The 22,719-nt window shown below is 40.9% G+C and carries 26 protein-coding genes; 7 read left to right on the plus strand and 19 right to left on the minus strand.

Going from position 1 to position 22,719, the window contains the following annotated elements; translation table 11 throughout:
• Positions 1 to 21: 21 nt before the first annotated feature.
• The 6 genes from AJGP001_RS11715 to AJGP001_RS11740 all read right to left on the minus strand — a co-directional run bounded on the left by AJGP001_RS11715 (position 22) and on the right by AJGP001_RS11740 (position 4,917).
• Entirely contained in the window at positions 22 to 1,572 is a 1,551-nt protein-coding gene (locus tag AJGP001_RS11715) for an acyl-CoA carboxylase subunit beta (protein ID WP_078080573.1), read from the minus strand.
• A 25-nt stretch (positions 1,573 to 1,597) separates the two neighbouring features.
• Positions 1,598 to 1,813, minus strand: coding sequence for a biotin/lipoyl-containing protein (locus AJGP001_RS11720; RefSeq protein ID WP_058384860.1), 216 nt, complete (start codon positions 1,811 to 1,813; stop codon positions 1,598 to 1,600).
• Positions 1,810 to 3,159 carry an acetyl-CoA carboxylase biotin carboxylase subunit gene (locus AJGP001_RS11725; protein WP_071153609.1) on the minus strand — a complete coding sequence of 450 codons (1,350 nt, stop codon included), beginning with the start codon at positions 3,157 to 3,159 and terminating at the stop codon, positions 1,810 to 1,812. The genes AJGP001_RS11720 and AJGP001_RS11725 overlap by 4 nt, the downstream gene beginning before the upstream one ends.
• Positions 3,160 to 3,313: 154 nt before the next feature.
• Entirely contained in the window at positions 3,314 to 4,066 is a 753-nt protein-coding gene (locus tag AJGP001_RS11730; RefSeq protein WP_078080574.1) for an enoyl-CoA hydratase/isomerase family protein, read from the minus strand.
• A gap of 116 nt (positions 4,067 to 4,182) precedes the next feature.
• Positions 4,183 to 4,359 carry a 50S ribosomal protein L32 gene (gene rpmF, locus AJGP001_RS11735; RefSeq protein ID WP_006828847.1) on the minus strand — a complete coding sequence of 59 codons (177 nt, stop codon included), beginning with the start codon at positions 4,357 to 4,359 and terminating at the stop codon, positions 4,183 to 4,185.
• A gap of 24 nt (positions 4,360 to 4,383) precedes the next feature.
• Complete coding sequence (locus AJGP001_RS11740) at positions 4,384 to 4,917, minus strand: YceD family protein (protein WP_058384857.1); 534 nt, start codon at positions 4,915 to 4,917, stop codon at positions 4,384 to 4,386.
• A gap of 126 nt (positions 4,918 to 5,043) precedes the next feature.
• Between AJGP001_RS11740 and AJGP001_RS11745 the strand changes: the two genes are divergently transcribed.
• Positions 5,044 to 6,243 (plus strand): nucleotidyltransferase, encoded by a 1,200-nt coding sequence (locus tag AJGP001_RS11745; RefSeq protein WP_078080575.1) that lies wholly within the window; start codon positions 5,044 to 5,046, stop codon positions 6,241 to 6,243.
• Here the strand turns inward: AJGP001_RS11745 and AJGP001_RS11750 are convergent.
• The 3 genes from AJGP001_RS11750 to rsmD form a co-directional block, all read right to left on the minus strand.
• The gene (locus AJGP001_RS11750) at positions 6,231 to 7,256 is read right to left on the minus strand and encodes a SepM family pheromone-processing serine protease (RefSeq protein ID WP_078080576.1); all 1,026 of its coding nucleotides are present in this window, start codon (positions 7,254 to 7,256) and stop codon (positions 6,231 to 6,233) included. The two genes, AJGP001_RS11745 and AJGP001_RS11750, sit on opposite strands and share 13 nt — an antisense overlap.
• A 73-nt stretch (positions 7,257 to 7,329) precedes the next feature.
• Positions 7,330 to 7,809 carry a pantetheine-phosphate adenylyltransferase gene (coaD, locus tag AJGP001_RS11755; RefSeq protein ID WP_071153606.1) on the minus strand — a complete coding sequence of 160 codons (480 nt, stop codon included), beginning with the start codon at positions 7,807 to 7,809 and terminating at the stop codon, positions 7,330 to 7,332.
• Complete coding sequence (gene rsmD, locus AJGP001_RS11760; protein WP_071153605.1) at positions 7,802 to 8,377, minus strand: 16S rRNA (guanine(966)-N(2))-methyltransferase RsmD; 576 nt, start codon at positions 8,375 to 8,377, stop codon at positions 7,802 to 7,804. Before rsmD ends, coaD begins: the two co-directional genes overlap by 8 nt.
• An 84-nt stretch (positions 8,378 to 8,461) precedes the next feature.
• Between rsmD and AJGP001_RS11765 the strand changes: the two genes are divergently transcribed.
• Entirely contained in the window at positions 8,462 to 8,842 is a 381-nt protein-coding gene (locus AJGP001_RS11765; protein WP_058384852.1) for a DUF7147 family protein, read from the plus strand.
• Here the strand turns inward: AJGP001_RS11765 and AJGP001_RS11770 are convergent, their stop codons facing one another.
• The gene (locus AJGP001_RS11770) at positions 8,843 to 9,115 is read right to left on the minus strand and encodes a YlbG family protein (RefSeq protein ID WP_058384851.1); all 273 of its coding nucleotides are present in this window, start codon (positions 9,113 to 9,115) and stop codon (positions 8,843 to 8,845) included.
• Between the two features lie 131 nt (positions 9,116 to 9,246).
• Between AJGP001_RS11770 and AJGP001_RS11775 the strand changes: the two genes are divergently transcribed.
• A complete protein-coding gene (locus tag AJGP001_RS11775; RefSeq protein WP_071153604.1) occupies positions 9,247 to 10,155 on the plus strand; it encodes a glycerophosphodiester phosphodiesterase family protein in 909 nt (302 codons plus the stop codon).
• Between the two features lie 65 nt (positions 10,156 to 10,220).
• On the opposite strand, the gene AJGP001_RS11780 is transcribed toward AJGP001_RS11775, so the two are convergent.
• The gene (locus AJGP001_RS11780) at positions 10,221 to 10,667 is read right to left on the minus strand and encodes a YlbF/YmcA family competence regulator (protein ID WP_058384849.1); all 447 of its coding nucleotides are present in this window, start codon (positions 10,665 to 10,667) and stop codon (positions 10,221 to 10,223) included.
• Between the two features lie 75 nt (positions 10,668 to 10,742).
• Here AJGP001_RS11780 and AJGP001_RS11785 point away from each other — a divergent pair, with 75 nt between their 5' ends.
• The gene (locus AJGP001_RS11785; RefSeq protein WP_071153603.1) at positions 10,743 to 11,252 is read left to right on the plus strand and encodes a PaaI family thioesterase; all 510 of its coding nucleotides are present in this window, start codon (positions 10,743 to 10,745) and stop codon (positions 11,250 to 11,252) included.
• Here AJGP001_RS11785 and AJGP001_RS11790 read toward each other — a convergent pair.
• Positions 11,233 to 12,297 (minus strand): CAP domain-containing protein, encoded by a 1,065-nt coding sequence (locus AJGP001_RS11790; protein ID WP_071153602.1) that lies wholly within the window; start codon positions 12,295 to 12,297, stop codon positions 11,233 to 11,235. The two genes, AJGP001_RS11785 and AJGP001_RS11790, sit on opposite strands and share 20 nt — an antisense overlap.
• A 144-nt stretch (positions 12,298 to 12,441) precedes the next feature.
• Here AJGP001_RS11790 and AJGP001_RS11795 point away from each other — a divergent pair, with 144 nt between their 5' ends.
• Complete coding sequence (locus tag AJGP001_RS11795) at positions 12,442 to 12,807, plus strand: YugN family protein (RefSeq protein ID WP_058384846.1); 366 nt, start codon at positions 12,442 to 12,444, stop codon at positions 12,805 to 12,807.
• A gap of 82 nt (positions 12,808 to 12,889) precedes the next feature.
• Positions 12,890 to 13,945 (plus strand): sporulation integral membrane protein YtvI, encoded by a 1,056-nt coding sequence (ytvI, locus tag AJGP001_RS11800; RefSeq protein WP_071153601.1) that lies wholly within the window; start codon positions 12,890 to 12,892, stop codon positions 13,943 to 13,945.
• 526 nt (positions 13,946 to 14,471) lie between these two features.
• Here the strand turns inward: ytvI and AJGP001_RS11805 are convergent.
• From AJGP001_RS11805 to cyoE, 7 genes are all read right to left on the minus strand, one after another.
• Positions 14,472 to 14,933, minus strand: a complete 462-nt coding sequence (locus AJGP001_RS11805; protein WP_071153600.1) for a DUF420 domain-containing protein — start codon at positions 14,931 to 14,933, stop codon at positions 14,472 to 14,474.
• Positions 14,934 to 14,955: 22 nt separating this feature from the next.
• On the minus strand, positions 14,956 to 15,879 hold the full coding sequence (gene ctaG / locus AJGP001_RS11810) for a cytochrome c oxidase assembly factor CtaG (RefSeq protein WP_071153599.1): 924 nt from the start codon (positions 15,877 to 15,879) through the stop codon (positions 14,956 to 14,958).
• 617 nt (positions 15,880 to 16,496) lie between these two features.
• Complete coding sequence (gene ctaF / locus AJGP001_RS11820) at positions 16,497 to 16,829, minus strand: cytochrome c oxidase subunit IVB (protein WP_058384841.1); 333 nt, start codon at positions 16,827 to 16,829, stop codon at positions 16,497 to 16,499.
• A complete protein-coding gene (locus AJGP001_RS11825) occupies positions 16,829 to 17,455 on the minus strand; it encodes a cytochrome (ubi)quinol oxidase subunit III (protein WP_058384840.1) in 627 nt (208 codons plus the stop codon). The genes ctaF and AJGP001_RS11825 overlap by 1 nt, the downstream gene beginning before the upstream one ends.
• Positions 17,445 to 19,328 carry a cytochrome c oxidase subunit I gene (ctaD, locus tag AJGP001_RS11830; protein ID WP_071153597.1) on the minus strand — a complete coding sequence of 628 codons (1,884 nt, stop codon included), beginning with the start codon at positions 19,326 to 19,328 and terminating at the stop codon, positions 17,445 to 17,447. The genes AJGP001_RS11825 and ctaD overlap by 11 nt, the downstream gene beginning before the upstream one ends.
• A 30-nt stretch (positions 19,329 to 19,358) precedes the next feature.
• Complete coding sequence (gene coxB / locus AJGP001_RS11835) at positions 19,359 to 20,453, minus strand: cytochrome c oxidase subunit II (protein WP_078080577.1); 1,095 nt, start codon at positions 20,451 to 20,453, stop codon at positions 19,359 to 19,361.
• A 52-nt stretch (positions 20,454 to 20,505) separates the two neighbouring features.
• Complete coding sequence (cyoE, locus tag AJGP001_RS11840; RefSeq protein ID WP_058384837.1) at positions 20,506 to 21,423, minus strand: heme o synthase; 918 nt, start codon at positions 21,421 to 21,423, stop codon at positions 20,506 to 20,508.
• A gap of 347 nt (positions 21,424 to 21,770) precedes the next feature.
• Here cyoE and AJGP001_RS11845 point away from each other — a divergent pair, with 347 nt between their 5' ends.
• Complete coding sequence (locus AJGP001_RS11845) at positions 21,771 to 22,688, plus strand: COX15/CtaA family protein (protein WP_071153595.1); 918 nt, start codon at positions 21,771 to 21,773, stop codon at positions 22,686 to 22,688.
• The last annotated feature ends 31 nt before the right edge of the window (positions 22,689 to 22,719 follow it).

The following is a 22,719-nucleotide window of genomic DNA, read 5'->3' on the forward strand; positions in this document are numbered from 1 at the left end:
GACTTCCAATAATAGTTTTTATTATACAGGATAAATCGGATGTTTTCGATATGGCAACGGCAAATCTTTTGTTTCGTAAAAAGATAGACGCTGTGAAAGGACTGAACGCAATTGATAAGGTGCCACAATTTCGTCGATAATCATTTCAGATGCCAAGCGATAAATATCGATTTCTTCTTTGTATTCTTGGTGTTTTTCTTGAACGTACTTAAGTCGTTCTTTTGGATCTTCAATGGCTTCAATTTTATTTGAATAAACAGCATTAACAGCCGCTTCCGGACCCATTACTGCAATTTGCGCTGTTGGCAATGCGATACAAACGTCCGGCTCGAATGCAGGGCCTGCCATCGCGTAAAGACCAGCTCCGTATGCTTTTCGCACAATAACTGAAATTTTCGGTACAGTTGCAGAACTCATCGCAGCGATAAACTTCGCGCCGTGGCGAATAATACCGGCACGTTCTACTTTCGTTCCAATCATAAAGCCAGGAACATCAGCGAGGAACAGTAATGGAATCGAGAACGCGTCACAAAGATTGATAAATTTAGCGCCTTTATCAGCTGAATCACCAAATAATACGCCACCTTTTACTTTTGGCTGGTTAGCCAGAATGCCGACAACCTGACCGTCAATTCGCGCGATACCAGTAATCAATTCACCGGCAAATAATTTTTTAATATCAAAAAAGCTACCTTCATCGACTACTTGATCAATCAGTTCATACATATCAAATGGCGCATTTTGGTTTTCTGGGATGATTGCTTCTAGCGATCGCCCTGCTTTCGCTGCTTTAGCCGCAATTTTTTCAGGCTTGATGGCAAAGTTTGATGGAAAGTTCGTCAAGTAGCGACGCGCTTCTGAAATGGCTTCTTCTTCAGTTGTCACTAAAACATCGCCCACACCACTAACCGTACAGTGCATACGGGCGCCACCCATTTCTTCAAGCGACACTTTTTCACCGATAACTTTTTCCGCCATGCGCGGTGATCCTAAGTACATAGAGGCGTTGCCTTCAACCATAATGACGATGTCACAGAAAGCCGGAATATAGGCGCCACCCGCAGCAGATGGTCCAAATAGTAGACATACTTGTGGAACCATGCCGGACATCCTTACTTGGTTATGGAATATTTTACCTGCACCGCGGCGGTTTGGGAACATGTCCAGTTGATCTGTAATACGCGCACCCGCAGAATCCACTAAGTACAGCATCGGTACTTGCATTTTTTCTGCTGTTTCTTGAATGCGAATAATTTTTTCAACAGTGCGTGAACCCCAAGAACCTGCCTTTACAGTAGAATCATTCGCCATCACACAAACTGTTTCGCCGTTTACTTTACCGATAGCTGTGACAACGCCATCAGCTGGCAAGTCAGCCGCCTCTACATTAGCAAAACGCCCATCTTCCGCGTAGTTTTCATCATCAAATAATAATTTCAGCCGATCACGGACAAAGAGTTTATTGCTTTCTTTCATTTTGTCGTGATATTTTTGCTGCCCCCCAGCAAAAATCTTTGAAAGTTTTTGTTCTAGACGTTCGTTATATCCTGTTGTTTCAGTCGTTTTTGTCATTTCGTTGTCCCCTTTGCTTTACCGATTATTCTCCGACAGTCATCAGTACGTCGCCTTCATTAACAAAGCTGCCGACTTCCACATGAATTTTCTCCACTTTGCCGCCAACTTCAGCTTCTACTGGAATTTCCATTTTCATCGATTCGATTGTTAAAACCGCCTGCCCTGCTGTTACTGCCTGTCCTTCAGCTGCTAATATGTTTAATACCGTTCCTGCCATTGACGCTTTTAGTTCTTTCATAATGTGTGTTCCTCCTTTGTTTTTTCCATCCATTCCGGTAATACTGCCGTTGCATAATTGCCTGAGACAAATTGTTCTGATCCAATAAATTCCTTAAATAAAGGAATATTGGTTTTTACGCCATTAATTGTAACACGATTAAAAAAAGTTTGTGATTTTGATAATGCATCTGCACGATCACTACCATGTATGATGATTTTCGAAATCATTGGGTCGTAAAAAGGAGTTACTTGATTGCCTTCTTCATAGCCAGTCTCAATTCGTGCGCCTTCCCCCCACTGGAGTTTTTCAAGCTTTCCAGGAGACGGGAAAAAAGTTTTAGGATCTTCTGCGTAAACCCGGTATTCAATAGCGTGTCCCTTCGTTTGGATCTTGTCTTGAGAAGGTAGTTTGCCCCCGTCAGCTACAGTCAGTTGCCACTCAACTAAATCTAGCCCCGTAACTTCTTCAGTAACCGGATGTTCTACTTGAAGACGCGTGTTCATTTCAAGAAAATAAAATTCATTATTAGAATCGACGATAAATTCGACGGTTCCAGCATTCGTATAATTCACGGCTTTTCCTGCTTGTAATGCAGCGGCGCAAAGACGTTCACGAACATCCAGTGGCAAATTGGGCGAAGGCGATTCTTCAATCACTTTCTGGTTGCGGCGCTGAACTGAACAATTTCGTTCATATAAATGAACGAGATTGCCGTGATGATCCCCAAAAATTTGTACTTCGATGTGACGCGCATCCGCGATAAACTTCTCCAGATACACAACGTCATCTCCAAAATAAGCTTTGGCGCGATTTTTTACCGAGTCGAATTGTTGAGTGAGCGCTTGCTCATTTTCACAGCGAACCATGCCAATACCACCACCACCTGCACTTGCTTTTAACATTAATGGATAACCAATCTCCACCGCTTGTTGCAAAGCTTCTTCAAGCGTCGTCACGCCTTCTTCAGTTCCTGGAACAACCGGTACTCCTGCTTGAATCATCGTTCTACGAGATTCGATCTTATCACCCATTTTTTCGATGATGTCGCTTGAAGGGCCGATAAAAATCATTCCGGCTCGCGCCACTTTGCGTGCAAAATCGGCATTTTCCGACAGCAGACCATATCCCGGATGGATAGCATCAACTCCACGTTTTTTAGCTTCTTCAATAATTTTGTCGATTTGTAAATAAGACTGTACGACCGGATTTGGACCGATCAGTACAGCTTCAGTCGCTTCACTGACGTAAGGCAGATCCCCATCTGCTTCAGAGTGAATAGCGACTGTCTCGATTCCAAGGCGATTGCATGTCCGAATAATTCGACGTGCGATTTCTGCCCGGTTCGCGATTAGGATTTTCTTCATATTTGAAATACCCCCTATGTTTTCTCCCTTCTATAGCATATACGAATTTTGTAAGCGATTTCAACTATTCGTTGAAATATTTCTTTTATTTTGTTTAAAACCGCTTTACTCATTTGGTAGTTGAATAAAAAAAGAAACCCTCTCAAAAAGGATTTCATTTTTTTGTTTTATTGAGAAAGCGGTCGACTGCTTCGTGATGTGCATCTCGTTCCCACAACACAGCACATCTTCTAACCTCTTGTTCGACCCGTTCAGCTAAATCTGTTTTTTGCCATTTGCGAATGGCTATTTCTTTATAAGCCCGGTGCACGTCCGGATGAATTTTTTTCATCTGACTAAAAAATGCCTCAACATCTTGCTCGTCATCAACAATCACCGATGCCCAGCCAAATTCTTTCAGTTCACTAGCCGTGTATACGTTTGCTTCACTGAGCATTTTTAATGCTTGATCGTGCTGCAAGTTTTCCAATAGATAAGTTCCGCCACCCCAACCACTCGTAATAGCGAGCGTGCCTTGTATGAAGCCACATTTCGCATGACTCCACACAAGCCTATAATCGCATGCTGTGGCAATTTCACAGCCACCCCCAACAGCAGTGCCATTAACGACCGCAACTACCGGCACAGGCAACGTTTTGATTGAATACAGCACATCACTCATCCGCTTTAACATGCGATAGGACTGCTCTTCAGTTCGCAAGGTATGAAACACTGACAAATCACCACCTGAACAAAAAGCCTGTTTACCAGAAGCTGTAATAACGACCATCTGGACACTTGCTTGTTGCGCTTTAACGACTAATTCTTCAAGTCCTGCTGTCACTTCATTGTTCACTGCATTGCGTATATGGGGCCGATCAATGGTAAACGTCATGATGCCATCCGTCAGGTCGATCGTATAAGACACAAAAATCCCTCTCTTCATCCCGTTTTCATATAGGAGTTTCGCACTTATTTATGTATAGAGAAAAAGGCTATCGAGAGCCATGGCCTCTCAATAACCTTTCAGCAACAAATACTGTTTTATTTGCTTGCTACTACTTCTTTCCCTTTGTATGATCCACATGCTTTGCAGACGTGGTGAGCCAATTTACTTTCGCCACAGCTTGGGCAAATTACCATGCCCGGCACTGACAATTTAAAATGTGTACGGCGCTTTCTTTTAGCGGTTTTGGACGTTCTTCTAGCTGGTACAGCCATTGGTGACACCTCCTTACACTAATTCTATTCATCTGACTGATCAAAATACTTTGCTAAATCAGCAAGTCTTGGATCCGGTTTTGGTGGTGCCGCTTCTTTCTCTGCTTCGTACTCTTCGTCTGTTGAATACGACCAATCATTTCCGCCTTTTATAACAGACTGATCAGCGTCTTCCTTAAACACTTGAATCGGAATCTCCAGCAAAACAAGTTCCTCTAGTAGTGGCTGAAGGTTTATAACTTCAGTTTCTACAAAGTGAACATCACTAAGCTTGTCTTCTTGACCTTTTCCAGACCAATCAAAGACTTCAACCGTATCAACGTTTATCGGAAACTCAACATCCTCCCAAGTTCTAGCACAAGGTAGCGTAAGCATACCTTCGAGATGGAGTTGGCACGTTAATTGTTGCGAACCAATTGTGCAATGTCCTGTAACATGTACAGGTGAAATTTCCCGAATATCGCTATTCCGTAATTTCACTGCATCCAAATGAACCATTTGGTCAATTGGCAGTCCGTCTTTGCGATGCTTTTGAAGCTGTTGAATCGCTATTTTCATAAGTAATCACCTCAAGACAACAAAGTTGATTATATAATGCACAGAAAAAGATGTCAAGAAAAAATCTTGTCACTCTATTTCAAACATCGGTATACTGGAGTTAATTCTACCAAAGAGGTGAACAAATTGAAAGCTGTAGGAATTATTGTTGAATACAACCCTTTCCACAACGGACATCGCCACCATGCTGAACAAGCACGCATAGCGTCTGGTGCCGACCTCGTCATTGCGGTCATGAGTGGCCAGTTTTTGCAACGCGGTGAACCCGCATTTACGGACAAATGGAAACGGACACAAATGGCGTTAGATGCGGGTATCGATTTGGTAATTGAACTTCCTTACGTTTATGCTACGGCACAAGCTGCCGATTTCGCGAAAGGCGGAATTGCATTACTTGACGCAATCGGCTGTGACTCTTTTTGTTTTGGCAGCGAACAAGGAACGATTGACCCTTTTTTGAATTCTTTGCAGTTATTGACTGAGCAGTCCGACAACTATCAACAACTTATCCATGACGCTATTCAAACTGGCATTAGCTACCCAAAAGCCTTGAACAATTCCTACTTAACTTTGACAGGCAAGCAACCGAATTTTGCGAATTTAACGCAACCCAATAATATTTTAGGGTTTCATTACCTAGAAGCTGCTCAAAATTTGGGTTCCTCTATGAAACCGTTGACCATTCAACGGATTGGTGCAAATTATCACGACTCAATAGAAACAGGTCTGCCGATTGCCAGTGCTACTGGAATTCGTGAAGCTTTTTTTAAGGGAGATTCGGTTGATGAACTATCCACTTATATGCCTGAATCTTCAATTGCCTTATTAAAAAAAGCGCAAGACGAATATAGCTGCTTTGGCAGCTGGGAGCAATTCTACCCTTTGCTGCGGTTTACTATTTTGCGTTCAGGCCCTGAACAAATAAAACACTGCGCTGAAGTAATAGAAGGTATTGAAAATCTAATTTACCAGTCGGCAAAAACAGCCGACAACTTTGAATCCTTTATTTCACTAGTCAAATCAAAACGTTTTACGCGAACTCGGATTCAACGTATGTTAACGCACATCTATACAGGCTTCACGTGGTCTATGCTAAGGTCTTTTGACTCTCCCACTTATGTTAGGCTTCTCGGTATGTCTAACAGCGGAAAACACTATTTAAACCACAAAAAAAAGAACATCACGCTTCCCCTCATAAGTCGCGCAGCTGATCTGGGCGACCCAATGGGAAAACTTGATATTCACGCCACCACCATGTATTTACAAGGCATGGGCTCAGTTCATCTAAAAAAAGAGTTTACGACTCCCCCAATTTACCGGGGCTGAAGCTCCTCTAAATAAGCTAACGCATCTTCAACTGTTTCGACTGGAACAATCTTCATTGGTGTTCCAATTTTCTCAGCGGTTTCAACAGCCGTTTGGTAATTGCTGTCACCACCACCCTCAACTGGTTCACTCGGTGCAAAGAAAATGTCAATGTCTGCAGAGTCGGCTGCCATAATTTTTTGGTCGATGCCACCGATTCTACCGACTGAACCATCACTTTCCATTGTACCGGTACCAGCAATGTTAAAGCCTTTCGTAATGTCTTCATCCACCAATTGGTTGAGGATTTCAAGCGTAAACATTAGTCCCGCTGACGGTCCGCCTATCGTATCGGAATCAATTTCTACTTCAGGCGTCGTTTCAATGCTTTTATCTTCAACAAAAGAAATGCCTAAACCCACTCGTTTTGTGTCTGAAGGCAATGGGGCTAACTGGATGTCTGTACTAATTTCGCGGTCTTTGCGTTTGTAGAGAACTTCCACGCTGTCCCCAACCCTCTTGTCGCTTAAGTAATCGATAAATTGCTGCATTTCGGTAAATTTATTGCCATCCACCTCAAGCACACGATCACCTGGTGATAAGACGCCGTCTGCAGCCCCTCCCATCAGAACACTCAAGACAAAGACACCATTATTGCTAATTTCGTAAGGAAGTTCTGCTTGCTCAAATGCAATTTGCAGCGCATTCACTTGTGAATCAGACATTAGTTTTAACTGGCGTACATTGTATTCTTCGTCGCTCTCATGAGGGCTTCTTACTTGTTCAGGCTGAAGAACTTTATAACCATCTCGAACTTTCGCCCATACGTAAAGTGCCGGTGTAGCCGTCAGCATCGAGACCGTCATTAAGCTGAGACTGCCCTCATCGTCTTCATCTCCTCCGGCAACTTCGACTAGCGGTGACAACTCGTAGGCCCCGCCTGGTCTCGTTACATAAGCATCTAGTTGATAGGAAGAAAGAAAAATCACCAGTGCTATGACGAGAACAAAAATGAATAATCGTTTATTTTTCATCAAATTCTTCCCTTCTTTAACCAGCATCTTGCGCTTTGTCAAATCTACAAAAAAAAGTCACGAGATTCGTGACTTATTGGAATTTCAACTGAAGTGCTTTTTCAACTACATCAGGAACTAGGCCGTTAATATTGCCTTGATATTTCGCCACTTCTTTTACAATGCTTGAACTAAGGAATGAGTATTGGTTATTCGATATCATGAATAAGGTTTCAATATTTTCGTTTAAAAACCGGTTCATCGAAGTGATTTGCATTTCGTATTCAAAATCACTGACAGCACGTAAACCACGGATAATGGCATTGGCCCGCACTTCAACTGAATAATCGATTAGAAGACCTGAAAATGAATCCACTTTGACGTTAGGCATAGACTCTGTAACTTTCGCAATCATTTCCATTCGCTCTTCAACATTAAACAATGGATTTTTGGAAGAATTATTCATCACTACTACTTTTACTTCATCAAAAATAGTAGATGCTCGTTTAATGATATCCAAGTGACCCATGGTAATCGGATCAAAACTCCCTGGAACTACAGCAATTTTAGTCAACTTGCTCTCCTTCTTCCCCCTGATAGCGGTAAATTGAAATCATCGTACTGCCATAAAGCTCTTTTTTATAGCGTTCAAAATACATCGTTCGATCTGGAAGTTCTACTTCACGATCATGTTCACAAACTACAACCGCATCTTCTGTCACAATTCCTAGTTCTCCCGCTTGGTCCATCAAATCATAAGATTTTTTCATATGATAAGGTGGATCGAGAAACAACAGCCTGGCCTGCACACCATTTTTCTTAATCGCTTTTAATGCACGTTCTGCATCTGCCCGGTGAACTTCAGCACGGTCGGTTAAACGGACTTTTTCCAAGTTTGCGTGAATTGTTTCAACAGCCCGCTTGTCTTTATCCGTAAAGATGACGTGATCAATACCACGGCTTAGGGCTTCAATTCCCAATCCACCACTTCCTGCAAATAAATCCAACGCGTATCCTCCGTCAAAAAATGGACCAATCATATTGAAAATAGATTCCTTTACTTTATCTGTCGTCGGTCTGGTCGAATTGCCCGGAACCGCTCTCAATGGAATTCCTTTAACAGAACCTGCTACAACACGCATACTTATCGCCTCTAACTTAAATGATTTTCTTGATGCATTTTAACTGCCTAATGGTAAAATGAAGACTGGAAAGGACGTGAAATGATGATACAACGTTTTATTGAACTCGGAGAAGGGTACGGAGATATCTATGAGCTCCGTGAGCTAATCACAAGCAACAAACAACGCTTTATGCACGGATTTGTATTTGTTTCAACAAATCCGCAGGGACACAATGTATTGTCAATTGCAGCAGTATTTAAACCGGCTTCGGAAGGAAACTTTATGCCGATCTATCTTTGCCGTGAAGGAATTCCAGTCGACTCTAAGCGTTTAGCCGTTTTTGAGCAAGTCGTTTCAGAACTCGGACACAGTCCCATCAAGATGGAAGTCAAGCACTCATCCGTATATGCAGATAAAAAAATCTATCATAGCCATCTAATTTCAGTTTTAAGATTAAATCACTATATTCCGCCTATGCAATAATCAAAGACCGATTTTGTAATCATATTCCTTTGCTTTATCCGGCTTGGCGTTTTCATATTCTGTTTTAAGAAATGGCCGTTGGGATTCGAGTACTTGTTTCACATAAGGTAATTTGTTCAACTTTGTTTTGGTTGCTTCGATAACTTCTTGGTCCATATAAAGGACTACATATTTCAATTTACGTGAAATATAATGAACGTGCCCGAATTTCCGTAGCGATTTGGCTTGTTTCAAATGATGCACATAGACAATGAGGCCTTGGCGATCATGCATAACTATCCCTCTTTTCTTAGAGTCTAGAATACCATAGGAAAGAAAAAAGCCGCAACCGAATAAACTGACAGTACGGCAAACTATTCGCTATACTGTTTTTATTAGAGAAATCCAGGGAGGTAATTTACAGTATGGGAAAAAAGACTACTATCGGTTTAGCAGCTGTAGCCGTTGGAGCCGCAGCTTGGGCAGGCTCAAAGGCTTTAGCTAATCCAAATCAACGTCCTGCTAAAGAAGTACTAAATTACGAACAGCCGATTGTGCTGGCACATCGTGGAGGTGCCAAACTGGCACCTGAAAACACGATGGCTGCCTTTAATCGCTCAGCCGAACTTGGCGTCCACGGCTTTGAAATTGATATTCGCATGACAAATGATGAAGAAATCCTCGTTTTTCATGATGAATTTATTGACCGGACAACAGACGGAGCCGGTAGAGTTGCCGATATGTCACTCGAGCAATTAAAAGCTTTTGATCTCGGGTATCATTTTATCGATTTAGACGGACAACATTCCTACCGTGGCAAAAATGAAAAAGTGGTCTTGTTGCGCGAACTGATTGAACAATTTCCGCAGCTATATATTAATATTGATATTAAGGATGCACCAGAAACGTATGAGGGCAGTTTAGTGCCTTCAAAACTGTGGCGACTGATTGATTCGCTCGGAGCCCAAGATCGCGTGGCTGTTACTTCTTTCTACGATGAACAAATCGATCGTTTTAATTTGTATGCTCAAAATCGTGTAGCAATAGGTGCCGGAGAAAATGAAGTCCGGAAAGCGTTTACGTCTTTTAATAGTCAATTCGGGCATTTGTATCAGCCACGAGCAGATGTTTTTCAGATTCCTGTAAAGTCTTCTCTGTTCCGGTTAGATTCTTCTCGCTTTATCGCATTTCTAGAGAATTTGAATATTCCGGTACATTATTGGGTTATCGATGAACCAGACACGATGCGTGCATTAATTCATGCAGGTGCAAAAGGCATCATAACGGATCGCCCTGATCTTGCTGTCGCTGCTATTTCAGAAACTGCAGAATAATAGGCATAAAAAAAGTGCAACGCAATCGTTGCACTTTTTTTATGAAAATTTTCGAAGTCGAGTCGTTATGCCGAACACGAACAACCGCCACCAGTGCCACAGCTGCTTCCACAGGAAGAGTCTGAAGAGAAAAACGGATTAGAGGACGGGATTTTCACTGCCTCTGATACCGATCGGCCGATGATAAAGCTTACTTGATCCATTAGATCCTGAAGCTCGTTCTCCATCAAACGCAGATTGGCTACTTTTTCATTTAAATCTAAGCGACGCTTATCCACCCGGATTTGCTTCATCACACGCGAGTATTCTGGATGATATTTGCCAAAGCGTTGAACTTCTTCATATTGTTCTTTTAACCTAGCAAAGGCATGGATTTCATTTGCTAGATTTTTATCGTTATAGACAGAGTCATAAGCTTCTCGATAAAGATCGGCTTGCTCTGATTGTAGAATCATTTGGCTCAACTCATCTGCAAAGTCAGTTATTTCAGCCCATTCATAGGTCATAATCATAGCATTTTCCTCCTTTACGCTTTAATCATAGCAGATATTTTTGCATTTCACTATAGACTTGAAAGGAATGTCCTTATGTGTACAATAACTGAGCAATTTGCTCGCATTATAGAAAATAGTAACGAGGAAGATTTAGCTATTTTAACTGATTACTTAAGTAATTTCGAGAAAAAACAACAAGGCGAATTTTCTACTTATTTGAGTGCTAGTCTAAACATGACACGCATTACAGACGAGCAATCTTCTGTCGTCACTATACCGAATACGCCATTTATTCATAATAATGTAGCCATTCCACACGGCGGTATTCTTGCAGTTTTGCTCGACACGGCAATGGGTACTTTGGCAAACAGTAAATGTCCAAACGGCACTACAGCTGTCACAACAAATCTGACCATTCATTATTTGACGGTCGCTACCGAAGAAACCATAAGTGCACGTGCCCATATTATTCGTAGCGGGAGACATACGATGGTACTTGAAGGAAATATCTTTCAAGCAGACGGAAAACACATTGCGACTGCAACCGGTTCTTTTTTCATTATTCCTGAAAAAAAAGAGTCAGTTACTGCTTTACAGCAGTAACTGACTCTTTTTCAAGAAAAATCTGTGTATAATATTTTCCGAACGCTCCCACTCCGGTTTCAGTGTATTGGTCATTCAGTAAGGTTTTACGGTGAATGTCTGAATTGATCCATCCGTGTGCAGTTTCTGCTGCATCATAATAACGTTCAGCTGTATTGACAGCTGCCTCTTTGAATAAGATATTGCCCTCTTGCAAACGCGCATGTAAATCTTTAAATTCTATTTCTTCAGAAGAAAAATTCTGTCTGGCCATATCTTCACTATTGGCTTCAGCAACAATGCTTGCTTGCGGATCAATACTTAATGTTTTTGATTGATGACGCAGACGATAAATATTGACTAAGTCGGCGATTTGCTTAGCATTTGCCTGATCAATCGATTGTTGCATAGTGGAAGAAGGAGCTTGGATTGGCAGCAATTCACCAGAGAACATCATGTCGTATGGATGATGACGAATTAAAGTCTCAGCGTCCATAAAGCGAACAGCTTCTAATACACGATCAGTAGAGTCAATATAGAGCTGTGCGTAAACGCCATCGAATTTAACCAGGATGCGCTTATCCATATCTTCAGCAGTGACATTGAATGTATAAACATTAGCGCCATATTTAACCGTCACTTCATTTTCTAATATGGTAAACCGATATATTTCATCTAGACTTTGCCCAATCTGATAAGGAGTGGCATCTGTTGCAGTACCTGCTGTATAAACTTGAACTACTTTGTCGTCTTTTATCCCTACCATTGTAAAGTGAACATAGCTGGCATTGTAGATCCACCATTCGTAGCCGTAAGCAGAAGGTTCTTTCCGTTCAGGTTCTCCGTACTGTTCAATCCAATGATCGCTAGATTTACCTATATAACTTGAAATTCCTTTTAGAGGACGATCAATATCCAAAGACTCATCTGTAATATGTTCGCTCGGCAATGGATCTGCCGTGCGCGGAGCTTCAAGAACATCATTCTCGTTTATTGAAGGATCCAAGTAAAATAACCCGATCAGAACTATCGATAGAAAAATCATAATACGCAACAAGTCTTTCAACCGAACAGCCCCTTTGCTATTGTATCTTCCTCATTATAACAGTCGCCTCTACACTGACACAATCTAGCCATTGCAACAACTTAAATTATGATCTATTATTAAAGGAGCATGTAGTCTTTTTTGTTAAAGAGGAGGAGAGATCCTATGTATTTTGAAAATACAGGACTTGAAAACATTCACGTTGATGGCGCATTACTTGAAAGCATTATGAACAAACAGAGCTTGACCAAAGAAGGTCAGTGGGATTATGAGCGTGTCACTTATGACCGTAAATTCATCGTGCGTGAAGGCACTTATTATTTACGCGTATTTGCTTATGCTACTTCTGGAGACGTCGATTCAAACGATGCCACAATGCGCGTCTTAAAACCCGTACTTGGTAAGCATTATTATCCACACGGCGTTGAATACGGTGAAGATGAAAATTTCCCAGAACACTTGGTTAAAACTTGTATCGGAATATTAGACGCTATTAAAAAAGACGTCGAAGCTTTCGAAATCAGCGTATGAAAAATCCCGCAGTTCATCAATTGAACTGCGGTTTTTTTAACCAATTCATGAACATTTTAACTTCATAAGGAGGATTTAATACGTGAAGTGGTTGACGAAAAGAACAGTAACAATCGCTATTGTAGTAGTGGCTTTGATTTTAATTTCAGTTTACATATTACCTGTTTCTATCCCTCTGATCATCGCTTTGATCACTGCTATTTTTTTAGAACCGCTCGTAAACTTTATACATAAAAAATTCAAATGGCATAGAAAGTCTGCCGTCATCTCTGTATTTATCTTATTTTTATTAGTAGTTTCTCTGCTGCTTTATTGGATTGTTACTCAATTAATCGGACAAATCATCCAATTTTCTAAGATGGTTCCAGAGTACACGAATTCCCTGTCCGTCATGTGGGATGAGTTTCAAAGTTTTTTCTTTCGCTCAACACGAGATATGCCAGTTGAAGTCATTTCTTCATTTGAAACTGAACTGGCGGGCTTTATGGAAGGAATTCGCAATTGGGTACTGACCATTGTCAATTACGATACAGTAACAAATTTATTGACTGGTATTCCTTCTTTTCTTGTTAGCTTTATTGTCTTTTTAATTGCCTTGTTTTTGTTTATGTTGGATTTACCCGATTTGAAAATCTTGCTTTTCAAACGGCTAAAAGAATCGACAGCTGAAAAAGTTCGTTTCATGTTTGCACGTTTAAATAAAGTGATTTTTGGATTTCTAAAGGCTCAATTTCTCGTAAGTTGTATCATCTTCATCGTGTCACTCATTTCTTTAGCTTTCATTACCCCGGAATATGCTATCGTTATGTCTTTAATCATTTGGCTAATTGATTTCATTCCAATTTTGGGATCTATTATCGTTTTAACTCCTTGGTTTGCTTATGAATTTATAACGGGTGACGTTGTCCAAGGAACTCAATTAGCAGTTCTAGCATTAGTTTTATTGATTATTAGAAGAACGGTAGAGCCAAAGGTTATGGGTACACAAATTGGCCTGTCTCCATTAGCTACGCTAATCGCGATGTTTATCGGATTGCAGCTGATTGGTTTTCTCGGATTTTTTATCGGACCATTGATTGTTATTCTCTTTACATCAGCACGCGAAGCTGGAATGATTAAAATGGATTTTAGAGTATAGAAAAAGGGGCTGTCCCAAAAGGTCATAAACAATGACTTTTTTGGGGTACAGCTCCTTTTGCATGTGTCAAAACAGGCTACTTTCCTTTCCAGCGCTCGCTTTCTGCGGGCACGGCCTCAGCCGGCTACACCCTCTCCATTCCCATCAGCCGTTCTGGAACGAAAAAATGAGACAAAAAATCGTCCATTTCTGTAAAATGAGAGCCATCACACCACCAGTAGAAAAAAAGATTTTATGTGAAATCTGAAGTTGACTTCTCCGAAGGATAGCACGGAAAAGTGATGATGGACGTCCTCTTTAAACAGATAACGCAAAATTGACGGAGAAAGTGTGTTCGGTCTATCAAGAGCAATCCGTCATTCCGGTAATTTCTCCTCTGGGACCTCGATAAAGTGCACACGGCGTTCGGGATTGTGGCATTGTCACTTCTACATTTCAGGCGATAATTCCAAAAAAACAGACGAAGAAAAAGGAATTCTTTTTCTTCGTCTGTTTTATGTTAGAGACTGATTGGACAACCTCTTTTTTATCCACCTAAAATAGCTTTGAATACTGAGGTTGTATGGCCACCTTCATAAAATACATAAAGGAGTAAGTAAACCATGACACCAGTGATTGCTGTAGAAAACCAGACAACACTAGTAATCGGACCAATTTTGCGATGCTTCGTCAATTGATTTTTCCAGCCCCAGTAAATAGTGAAAAGGCCCATGATTCCACCGGTTGTAGCCAAGGTAATATGAAAAATCAAAAATACGGTATAAAAGATTTTTAAATCATCTGGCCCGCCAAAAGCGGTATTGCCGATAAAAATAGTCCGAGACATGTAGATGATGAAGAAAGTGAGTGCCGAAGCCCCTGCTCCCACCATCACTTTCTTGTGAGCTTCAATTTTGCGGCGAAGGACTAGATTCCAGCCAATCGCTACTAAAATTGCGCTTAATACGATAAAAAATGTACTGATAGTCGGCAATAGCGGCAAATTCATTTAAGTTATTCTCCTTTATGATTCAAGCATTGTGTCTGTGGTAAGCCATATCTTTACGGTCTTGCAAAGATTTTGCTGTAATTGCATCCGCATTTTCTGTTTCATTACGTAACCACTCGTAGAATACTAGCCATAAGAAACCTGTAAAAACAAGCTCCTGAAGCACTTTCATTGTAATTCCACCAGTTCGTTGATCTTCAATCGCTGACATCGTAGAGAATAGCTCAGGACCTGATAGGTTAAGCTGCGATAGCGTTCCAGCAGGCACACATAGCGCCATTGCTTGCAGCCAAGCTTCACCATCCGTATAGGTTGCGTAAAAAGGAGTTCCACTAAAGATGATCAATGCACATGCAGGGGTCATTAACACGCTAAGTCCAAATAAATACCCCAATTTCTTCAAACCATGAAATTTATGCATGCCTTCCATTTTATTCACTACCGGCCACCAGTAAAATATAGCAGAGGTAAACAATATAACGTTAGTCACTCCGTGAATGAGCATATCTTGTTTAACAAAATCAAAAACCAATGGAATGTGGTAGAGTGAAAAGACCATTCCGAACAAAATCAGAGCAAGCATTGGATTAGTGAAAAAATTAAACAATGGCTTGACAACTGGCAGATTGATAAACGCTCTCCACAGATAAGTTGGTATCCCCATAATCAACAATGGCGGAATCAACAGAAGCAATAACGCCATCTGGATCATATGCATAGTAAAAAGAATATGTCCATATAAATCTACAGGCGAACCTTTAATAATATAGAGCAGAATTATACCAGTTACAAAAAGTCCAGCTTCTTTTATGTTAAGCGGCTGATGGCCTTTAAACTTTCCGCGCCATTTTACAGTGATTAAAAAATAGAGAATCGTCACTAAAACGAGGACGGCTAAGTAAACGGGACTCCATAAAGCTTGGAATCCGAAGATACTGATTGGCATGGAACGGACCTCCTTTTCCTCAAGTACCCTAATTATATAGTGGTCTATGAACTATATCAATGAACGAACTATGAACAATACAAAACACAGACAGATTCATGTCGAATCTGTCATGAATCAAGCGAACGCATTATTTCCATAGCCCGATGCCTCATGACTCTTTGTCGCTTTGTGTACACAACAAATCAATGGCAGAAAAGAAACTGTCATGTAAGTCTTTAACATAAAACAGACGGAGAAAAAGAATTCTTTTTTCTCCGTCTGTTTTTTTGAATTGCGGTCCAGAATCCCGAAATCGGTGTGCATTTTTTCGAGTTCTCCGAGATGATTTTTACAAAACGATCGATTGTCCTTGATAGGAACGACAACACTTGCTACACCAATTTGCATCTGCTGTAGATTTCTGTCATCGATTTATTAGCAAAAGCTGATTTGACCTTTGCTTTCATTTTAAAGAAATGGTCTTTTAAAAGATCCAAACTGGCTAATGGCAGCCAAGACGCTAAGAAAACAGTCCCTCTCAATAGACATCCGTTCATTCTGTCGCACGCAAAAAGGAGCTGCACTCAAAAAGTCATTGATTATGACCTTTTGGCACAGCCCCTTTCTAAGAGATTCTACCACCAAATAATTGTTACGAATGTGAGAACCGTGATGAAAGCTACAAACATTCCACAGAACATAAAGAACGCAACCATGCCGTGTCCTTTACCGCTCATGTGCATGAAGTAATACAGTTGAAGAATTACTTGAATGCCTGCTAACAATAAAATAATAGGAACAATCAAGTAAACCGAAAATCCAGCCGCAACCATAGTAAAAGCAATTAATGTTAAGAAAATCATAATTGCGAAAGTTGCTAGATGGCCTCTCATTTCATCTGCTCTTTTTTTCTTGACGTATTCGAATTCTGCCTGCGATCTAACATGAATATGTGTATCGTGTGCCATTATCCGATCACTCCCATCAAATAGACGACAGTAAAGATGAATACCCATACGACGTCAATAAAATGCCAGTATAACGAAGCTAAATAGAATTTTGGTGCATTGTACATGTTCAAACCGCGTTTTGCGTTACGAAGCATCAAGGCAATAAACCAGCTAAGACCGAATAGTACGTGCGCACCATGCGTTCCAACGAGTGTAAAGAACGCCGAACTGAACGCACTATTGGTATAGCCAAATCCTAAATGGACGTAATGATTAAACTCATAAATCTCCAATCCAAGGAAAGTTAGACCAAGCAAAACGGTAATCCCAAGCCAAGCCTGCATGGCTTTAAAATTATAGTTTTTCATGTGATACATAGCGTAAACACTTGTTAATGAAGATGTTAAAAGAATCATCGTCATAGCAAAAACTAACGGTAGTTCAAAAAGTTCAGCGGCAGAAAATTCCATGCCGCTTGGCCCTTTGTCTTTTAATGCAAGATATGTTGCGAAAAGAGTCGCAAACGTTACTGTCTCAGCTGCAAGAAGCAACCAGAAGCCAATAAACTTATTTTTCCCTTCCATCGTAGCCGTCTCAGGGTGTTCGGGCCATGATTGAGGAGTATATCGTTGATTAATGTCCATCAGTGTTGCCTCCTTTCGCATCTTTCAGTAATTCTGCTTTTGTAATGTGGAAGCCTAAATCATCTTTTAACGAGCGAAGCAACATTGAACCGAAAGTAATGACTAGTCCAAGAATCAAGACCGCTAATGCCCAAGGCTTGTCGCCATCAAGGAAGTACAATGCACCAAATGATGCGATGAACATTCCTAGTGAAATTACGAAAGGAATGATTGAGCCATTTGGCATATGGATATCACCAAGAGGTTCTGCGAAAATCATGCCTTTTTTATTGCCTTCCATTTTTTCGATCCAGTACGTATCAAGACCACGAACTAATGGTGTTTGTGCAAAGTTATAAAATGGCGGTGGAGATGGAATAGCCCATTCCAATGTACGACCGTCGCCCCATGGGTCATTGCCGACACGCTCATTTTTAACCGTTGTAATCACGACGTTGACAAGGAGAATGATGACACCAATCGCCATCAAAACAGCTCCAACTGAACTAATTGCGTTAAACAAATCCCAGCCTTGATCTGCGCTGAACGTGTAAACACGACGTGGCATACCCATTAACCCTAGGAAATGCTGAATGAAGAATGTTAAATGGAATCCAATAAAGAAGAACCAGAATGTCCATTTTCCTAATTTTTCGCTAAGCATTGTTCCAAACATTTTTGGCCAGTATAGATGTGTACCTGCAAGAATACCTAGTACAACACCACCGACAATAACATAGTGGAAGTGAGCTACGATAAAGTACGAATCATGCAATTGGTAATCCAAAGGTGCGATTGCTTGCATGACTCCTGTAACTCCACCAGCTACGAACGTAGGGATGAACGCTACAGCGTAAATCATTGGAACAGTAAAGGAAATATTGCCTCCCCAAATTGTCAGTAACCAGTTAAAGATTTTAATTCCGGTTGGAACAGCAATGATCATTGTCGCTAAAGCGAAAACAGCATTAGCTGTTGGCCCTAAACCAACTGTGAACATATGGTGAGCCCAAACCATGAATCCGTAAAAACCAATTAGGATTGTAGCAAAAACAAGTGCCGTGTATCCGAAAAGACGCTTACGCGAGAAGATTGCAAAGATTTCGGAGAAAATACCGAAAGCCGGCAAAATCAAAATGTAAACCTCAGGGTGACCGAAAATCCAGAATAAATGCTCCCAAATAATCGTGTTTCCGCCCATTTCAACTGCAAAGAAGCTAGCATCGAACATACGATCAAAGATCATAAAGAATAGTCCGACTGTAAGTGGTGGGAAGGCCAATAAGATTAGAGCAGAAGCAACAAAAGTTGTCCACGTAAACAATGGCATTCTCATGTACGTCATACCTGGTGCGCGCATATTGATAATCGTTACTAGGAAGTTAATCCCTGCTATCAATGTACCAAAACCAGATATCGTTAATCCCAGTGAATAAAAGTCGATTCCGTGACCTTCAGATGCAAGTGCGAGCGAAGCATAGTTCGTCCAACCTGCGTCTGGTGCGCCTCCCATAAACCAAGAAAGGTTTAAGAAAATACCACCAAAGAAGAATAACCAGAAACCAAGTGAATTTAAGAATGGGAAAGCCACATCACGCGCACCAATTTGCAAAGGCATAATGGCGTTCATGAAAGCCAGTAAAATTGGCATGGCTGCCAAGAAAATCATGGTCGTACCGTGCATGGTAATAACTTCGTTATATGTTCCAGCACTTAGGAAATCATTTCCTGCTTTAGCTAACTGGATACGGATCAACATCGCTTCAACGCCACCAACAAGGAAGAAGAAACCACCTGAGATGAGATAAAGGATCGCGATCTTTTTATGATCGACAGTTGTCATGAAGTCCCATATTGTAGCGCCGAAGCCCTTTTTTTGAGCAATAGAACTCACAGTGAATACCTCCCTTTTTTAAGCTTTTTTCTACTCTTCAACTGATAGGCCCATTAGATAAGCCGCAAGAGCATCAAGTTCTTGATCTGACAGTGCTTTTCCATTATTTAATGAAGCCGCTTCTGGCATTAAGTTACCAGGTTTGTATTCTTGTGGATCTTGAATCCAATTTTTAAGATTTTCTTCGTCGTGTTCCAAGTATCCAGCAACACGGTTACGATCGCCAAATGTTGCTAAGTTAGGACCAACGCCACCAGTTCCGCCAGCACCAGAAACAGCATGACACTGGATACAAGCTAAACCGTCAGCTCCAAACAATTCTTCGCCTTGTTGAGCAAGATCTCCTTCAACTGCAGCTGGTTCTTCGGCTTGCATAGCTGTTACCCATTGGTCAAACTCTTCGCGATCCACAGATTTCACTTTGAAATCCATCAATGCGTGAGAAGGTCCACAAAGCTCAGCACATTTACCATAGAATACACCGTCTTCAAGTTCTGCTGACTCCTGGTCAAACTCTAAATAGAACGTGTTGACGTTTTCAGGGTTTACATCCAATTTACCGCCAATAGATGGAATCCAAAACGAGTGTTTAATGTCCGCTGAAATCAAGTTAAAGTAAACGCGTTCATCAGTCGGTACGACCAATTCTTGAGCAGTTACAATTCCTTGTTCCGGATATTCAAATTCCCACCAGTAAAGTTTTCCAGTTACGTTGACCGTTAAGTTAGATGACTTACCATCTTTTGCTTCAACGTCCATCGTAGAAACGTCAGCCAAATCAAATGTTGAATAAACTGTTGGAACAGCAAGAATTAAAAGTAAGACAATCGGAACCGCTGTCCATAAAAATTCTAATTTCGCGCTTCCTTCAACTTGTTCCGGAATCATGTCTTCCCCCATTTTCGAACGGCGGAATTTAACGATTGCTAAAACGAAAATAATTGTTACAACGATGATGACAAATAGCATAACAACTGATGATAAAATCAACAGATTAAATTGATCTTGAGCAACTTTGCCCGCTGGTATCAAGGTCGAAATCTCTTCGCGCCCACATCCCGCAAGAAAAACCAATAATGTGGTCATCAATGCGAAAAGCCGCCATTTTTTAATCCCTTTCATCATAGCTTTTCATACCCCTCTCTTGTATAAGTAGTTTCTCTGTAGAAATGGTGTTTTAGATGAAGACAGCAAAAATAATCATTGAAACAAAAAGAATGGTCATATAGTTCAATGAATAAATAAACATCGTCTTCGCCCATTTCAAGTCATCAGTCACCTTAAAGCCACGAATAGCTAATACAAGCCAACCGATGTTTAAAAGTGTCGCTAAGATGATGAAGCCTGTCCCAAGTTCCATTAATAGGAATGGCAACGGGAAAAGCATTACAACCCATGCAAGCATAGATTTCTTGGTTCTGTGAAAACCTTTAACTACCGGTAGCATAGGAATATTCGCTGCCCGATATTCTTCTGTTCGTTTCATAGCTAACGCATAAAAATGCGGTGGCTGCCAAATGAACATGATCAAAAACAATGCCCAAGCACCCGTCCCGAGTGTTGGTTCGACAGCAGCCCATCCGATTAGTGGAGGAATAGCACCAGAGATGCTTCCCACAATCGTGTTGCTGACATAACGTCTTTTTGACCACATAGAATACAAAACGACATAAGCTAAAATTCCGGCAATCCCAAATAAACCAGCTGATACAGAAGCGGAAAACAAAAATAATTCGCCTATAACGATGAAAGAAATCGCAAGTGCCAATACAGCTGATGGCTTGAATCTTCCTGTTACTGTCGGACGTGATTTTTTACTTTCCATCAAAGGGTCTATATCTGTATCAATATAGTTGTTCATAGCTGCTGAACCCGCAATGATTAATGCTGAACCGACAATCGTATACACAAGGATATCCAGCTCATTCAGAAAATGTCGGTCGGAAAACTGAAATGCAAGCCACAATCCTGTAAAGACTGTAATCAGATTAGAATTTACGATTCCAATCTTTATAAGTGCCAAAAAGTCTTTCAGAAATGTAGTTGCTTCCGGTGTTTCGTTTGTCTCTGCAGACATTGCCCGGCCGTTTGACATATAAGTCCCTCCTTTCAAAGTTGTAAGCATACTCCGCTAATCATAACTATATCTAAATTCCAGTTGTTTTTCTACATATAACTGAAATTTCCTGATAAAAGAGATGATTTTCACGTAATTGGTCTCACAAATATACATCTCTTATCATACCCTAACGGCTACACTATTTTAAGATAGAAAAATAATAGTTTTTGAACAGTTTGTGAAGCCCCCTTTATTATGTCCAAATCTTGAAAGTTTCCACTATTGCTGATTTCTCGTTGTATTTTGAAGTAACATTCGCTATTATCGAGTATGCAGGTAAATAGGAGTTTAAAATTTTTTCTATAGAAAAAGTAGGTGGTAACTTGCAGCAAAATAAATACATTAAATGGTTTGCCGTAGCGGCTACTATAGGCATGTTATTGATTCTTTTAGGCGGCGCTCTTGTCACAAAGACCGACAGCGGCTTAGGCTGTGGACGAAATTGGCCAGATTGTAATGGCAAGTTGATTCCAGATAATATTACAGCTGAAGTATTAATCGAGTTTTCACATCGTCTCGTCACAGGAGTAGTTGGTATACTAATTGTCATTTTGGCAGTATGGGCATGGAGAAAGTTCGGACACATTCGTGAAACTAAATTCTTAGCAGTCATGGCCGTTTTCTTTTTAGTCTTGCAAGCATTGATCGGCGCAGCGCAAGTTCTCTGGGGACAAGGTGATTTCATTCTAGCTCTACACTTTGGAATCTCTTTGCTATCGTTTGCTTCTATATTGCTTCTGACTTTATTAATTTTTGAAGTAGATCGGAAGTTTGATGCAGATCGCTTACAAATTGGTAAGAAATTACGTCTTCACACAATCGGCGTTACTTTGTATTCTTATCTCGTCGTTTATACTGGCGCTTTGGTTCGTCACACAGAGTCTAGTCTCGTTTGTGCAGATTGGCCGTTGTGTCGAAATGACAGTTTCGCATTGCCGAGCAATATGTATGAATGGGTACAGATGGGGCATCGTGCCGCTGCCGGCTTGATTGTCATTTGGTTAGGCTATATCGCTTGGCATGCAATCAAGCAGTATAAAGATCAGCGCGTCATTTACTGGGGATGGAGCATCGCTTTCATCATCGTTTTACTTCAAGCAACGACCGGTATGCTTGTTGTGCTAACAAAACTAAACTTAGTTGTCGCATTGCTTCACTCTTTATTAATTTCTATGCTGTTTGGTTTACTGTGCTACATGGTGCTGCTTGTTTCACGCAGCCGTATCAAAAAATCTTCATAAAAAATAGGGCTGGCGCTTTTGCGCCAGCCCT

It is taken from the genome of Planococcus faecalis (genome assembly GCF_002009235.1).
Lineage (GTDB): Bacteria > Bacillota > Bacilli > Bacillales_A > Planococcaceae > Planococcus > Planococcus kocurii.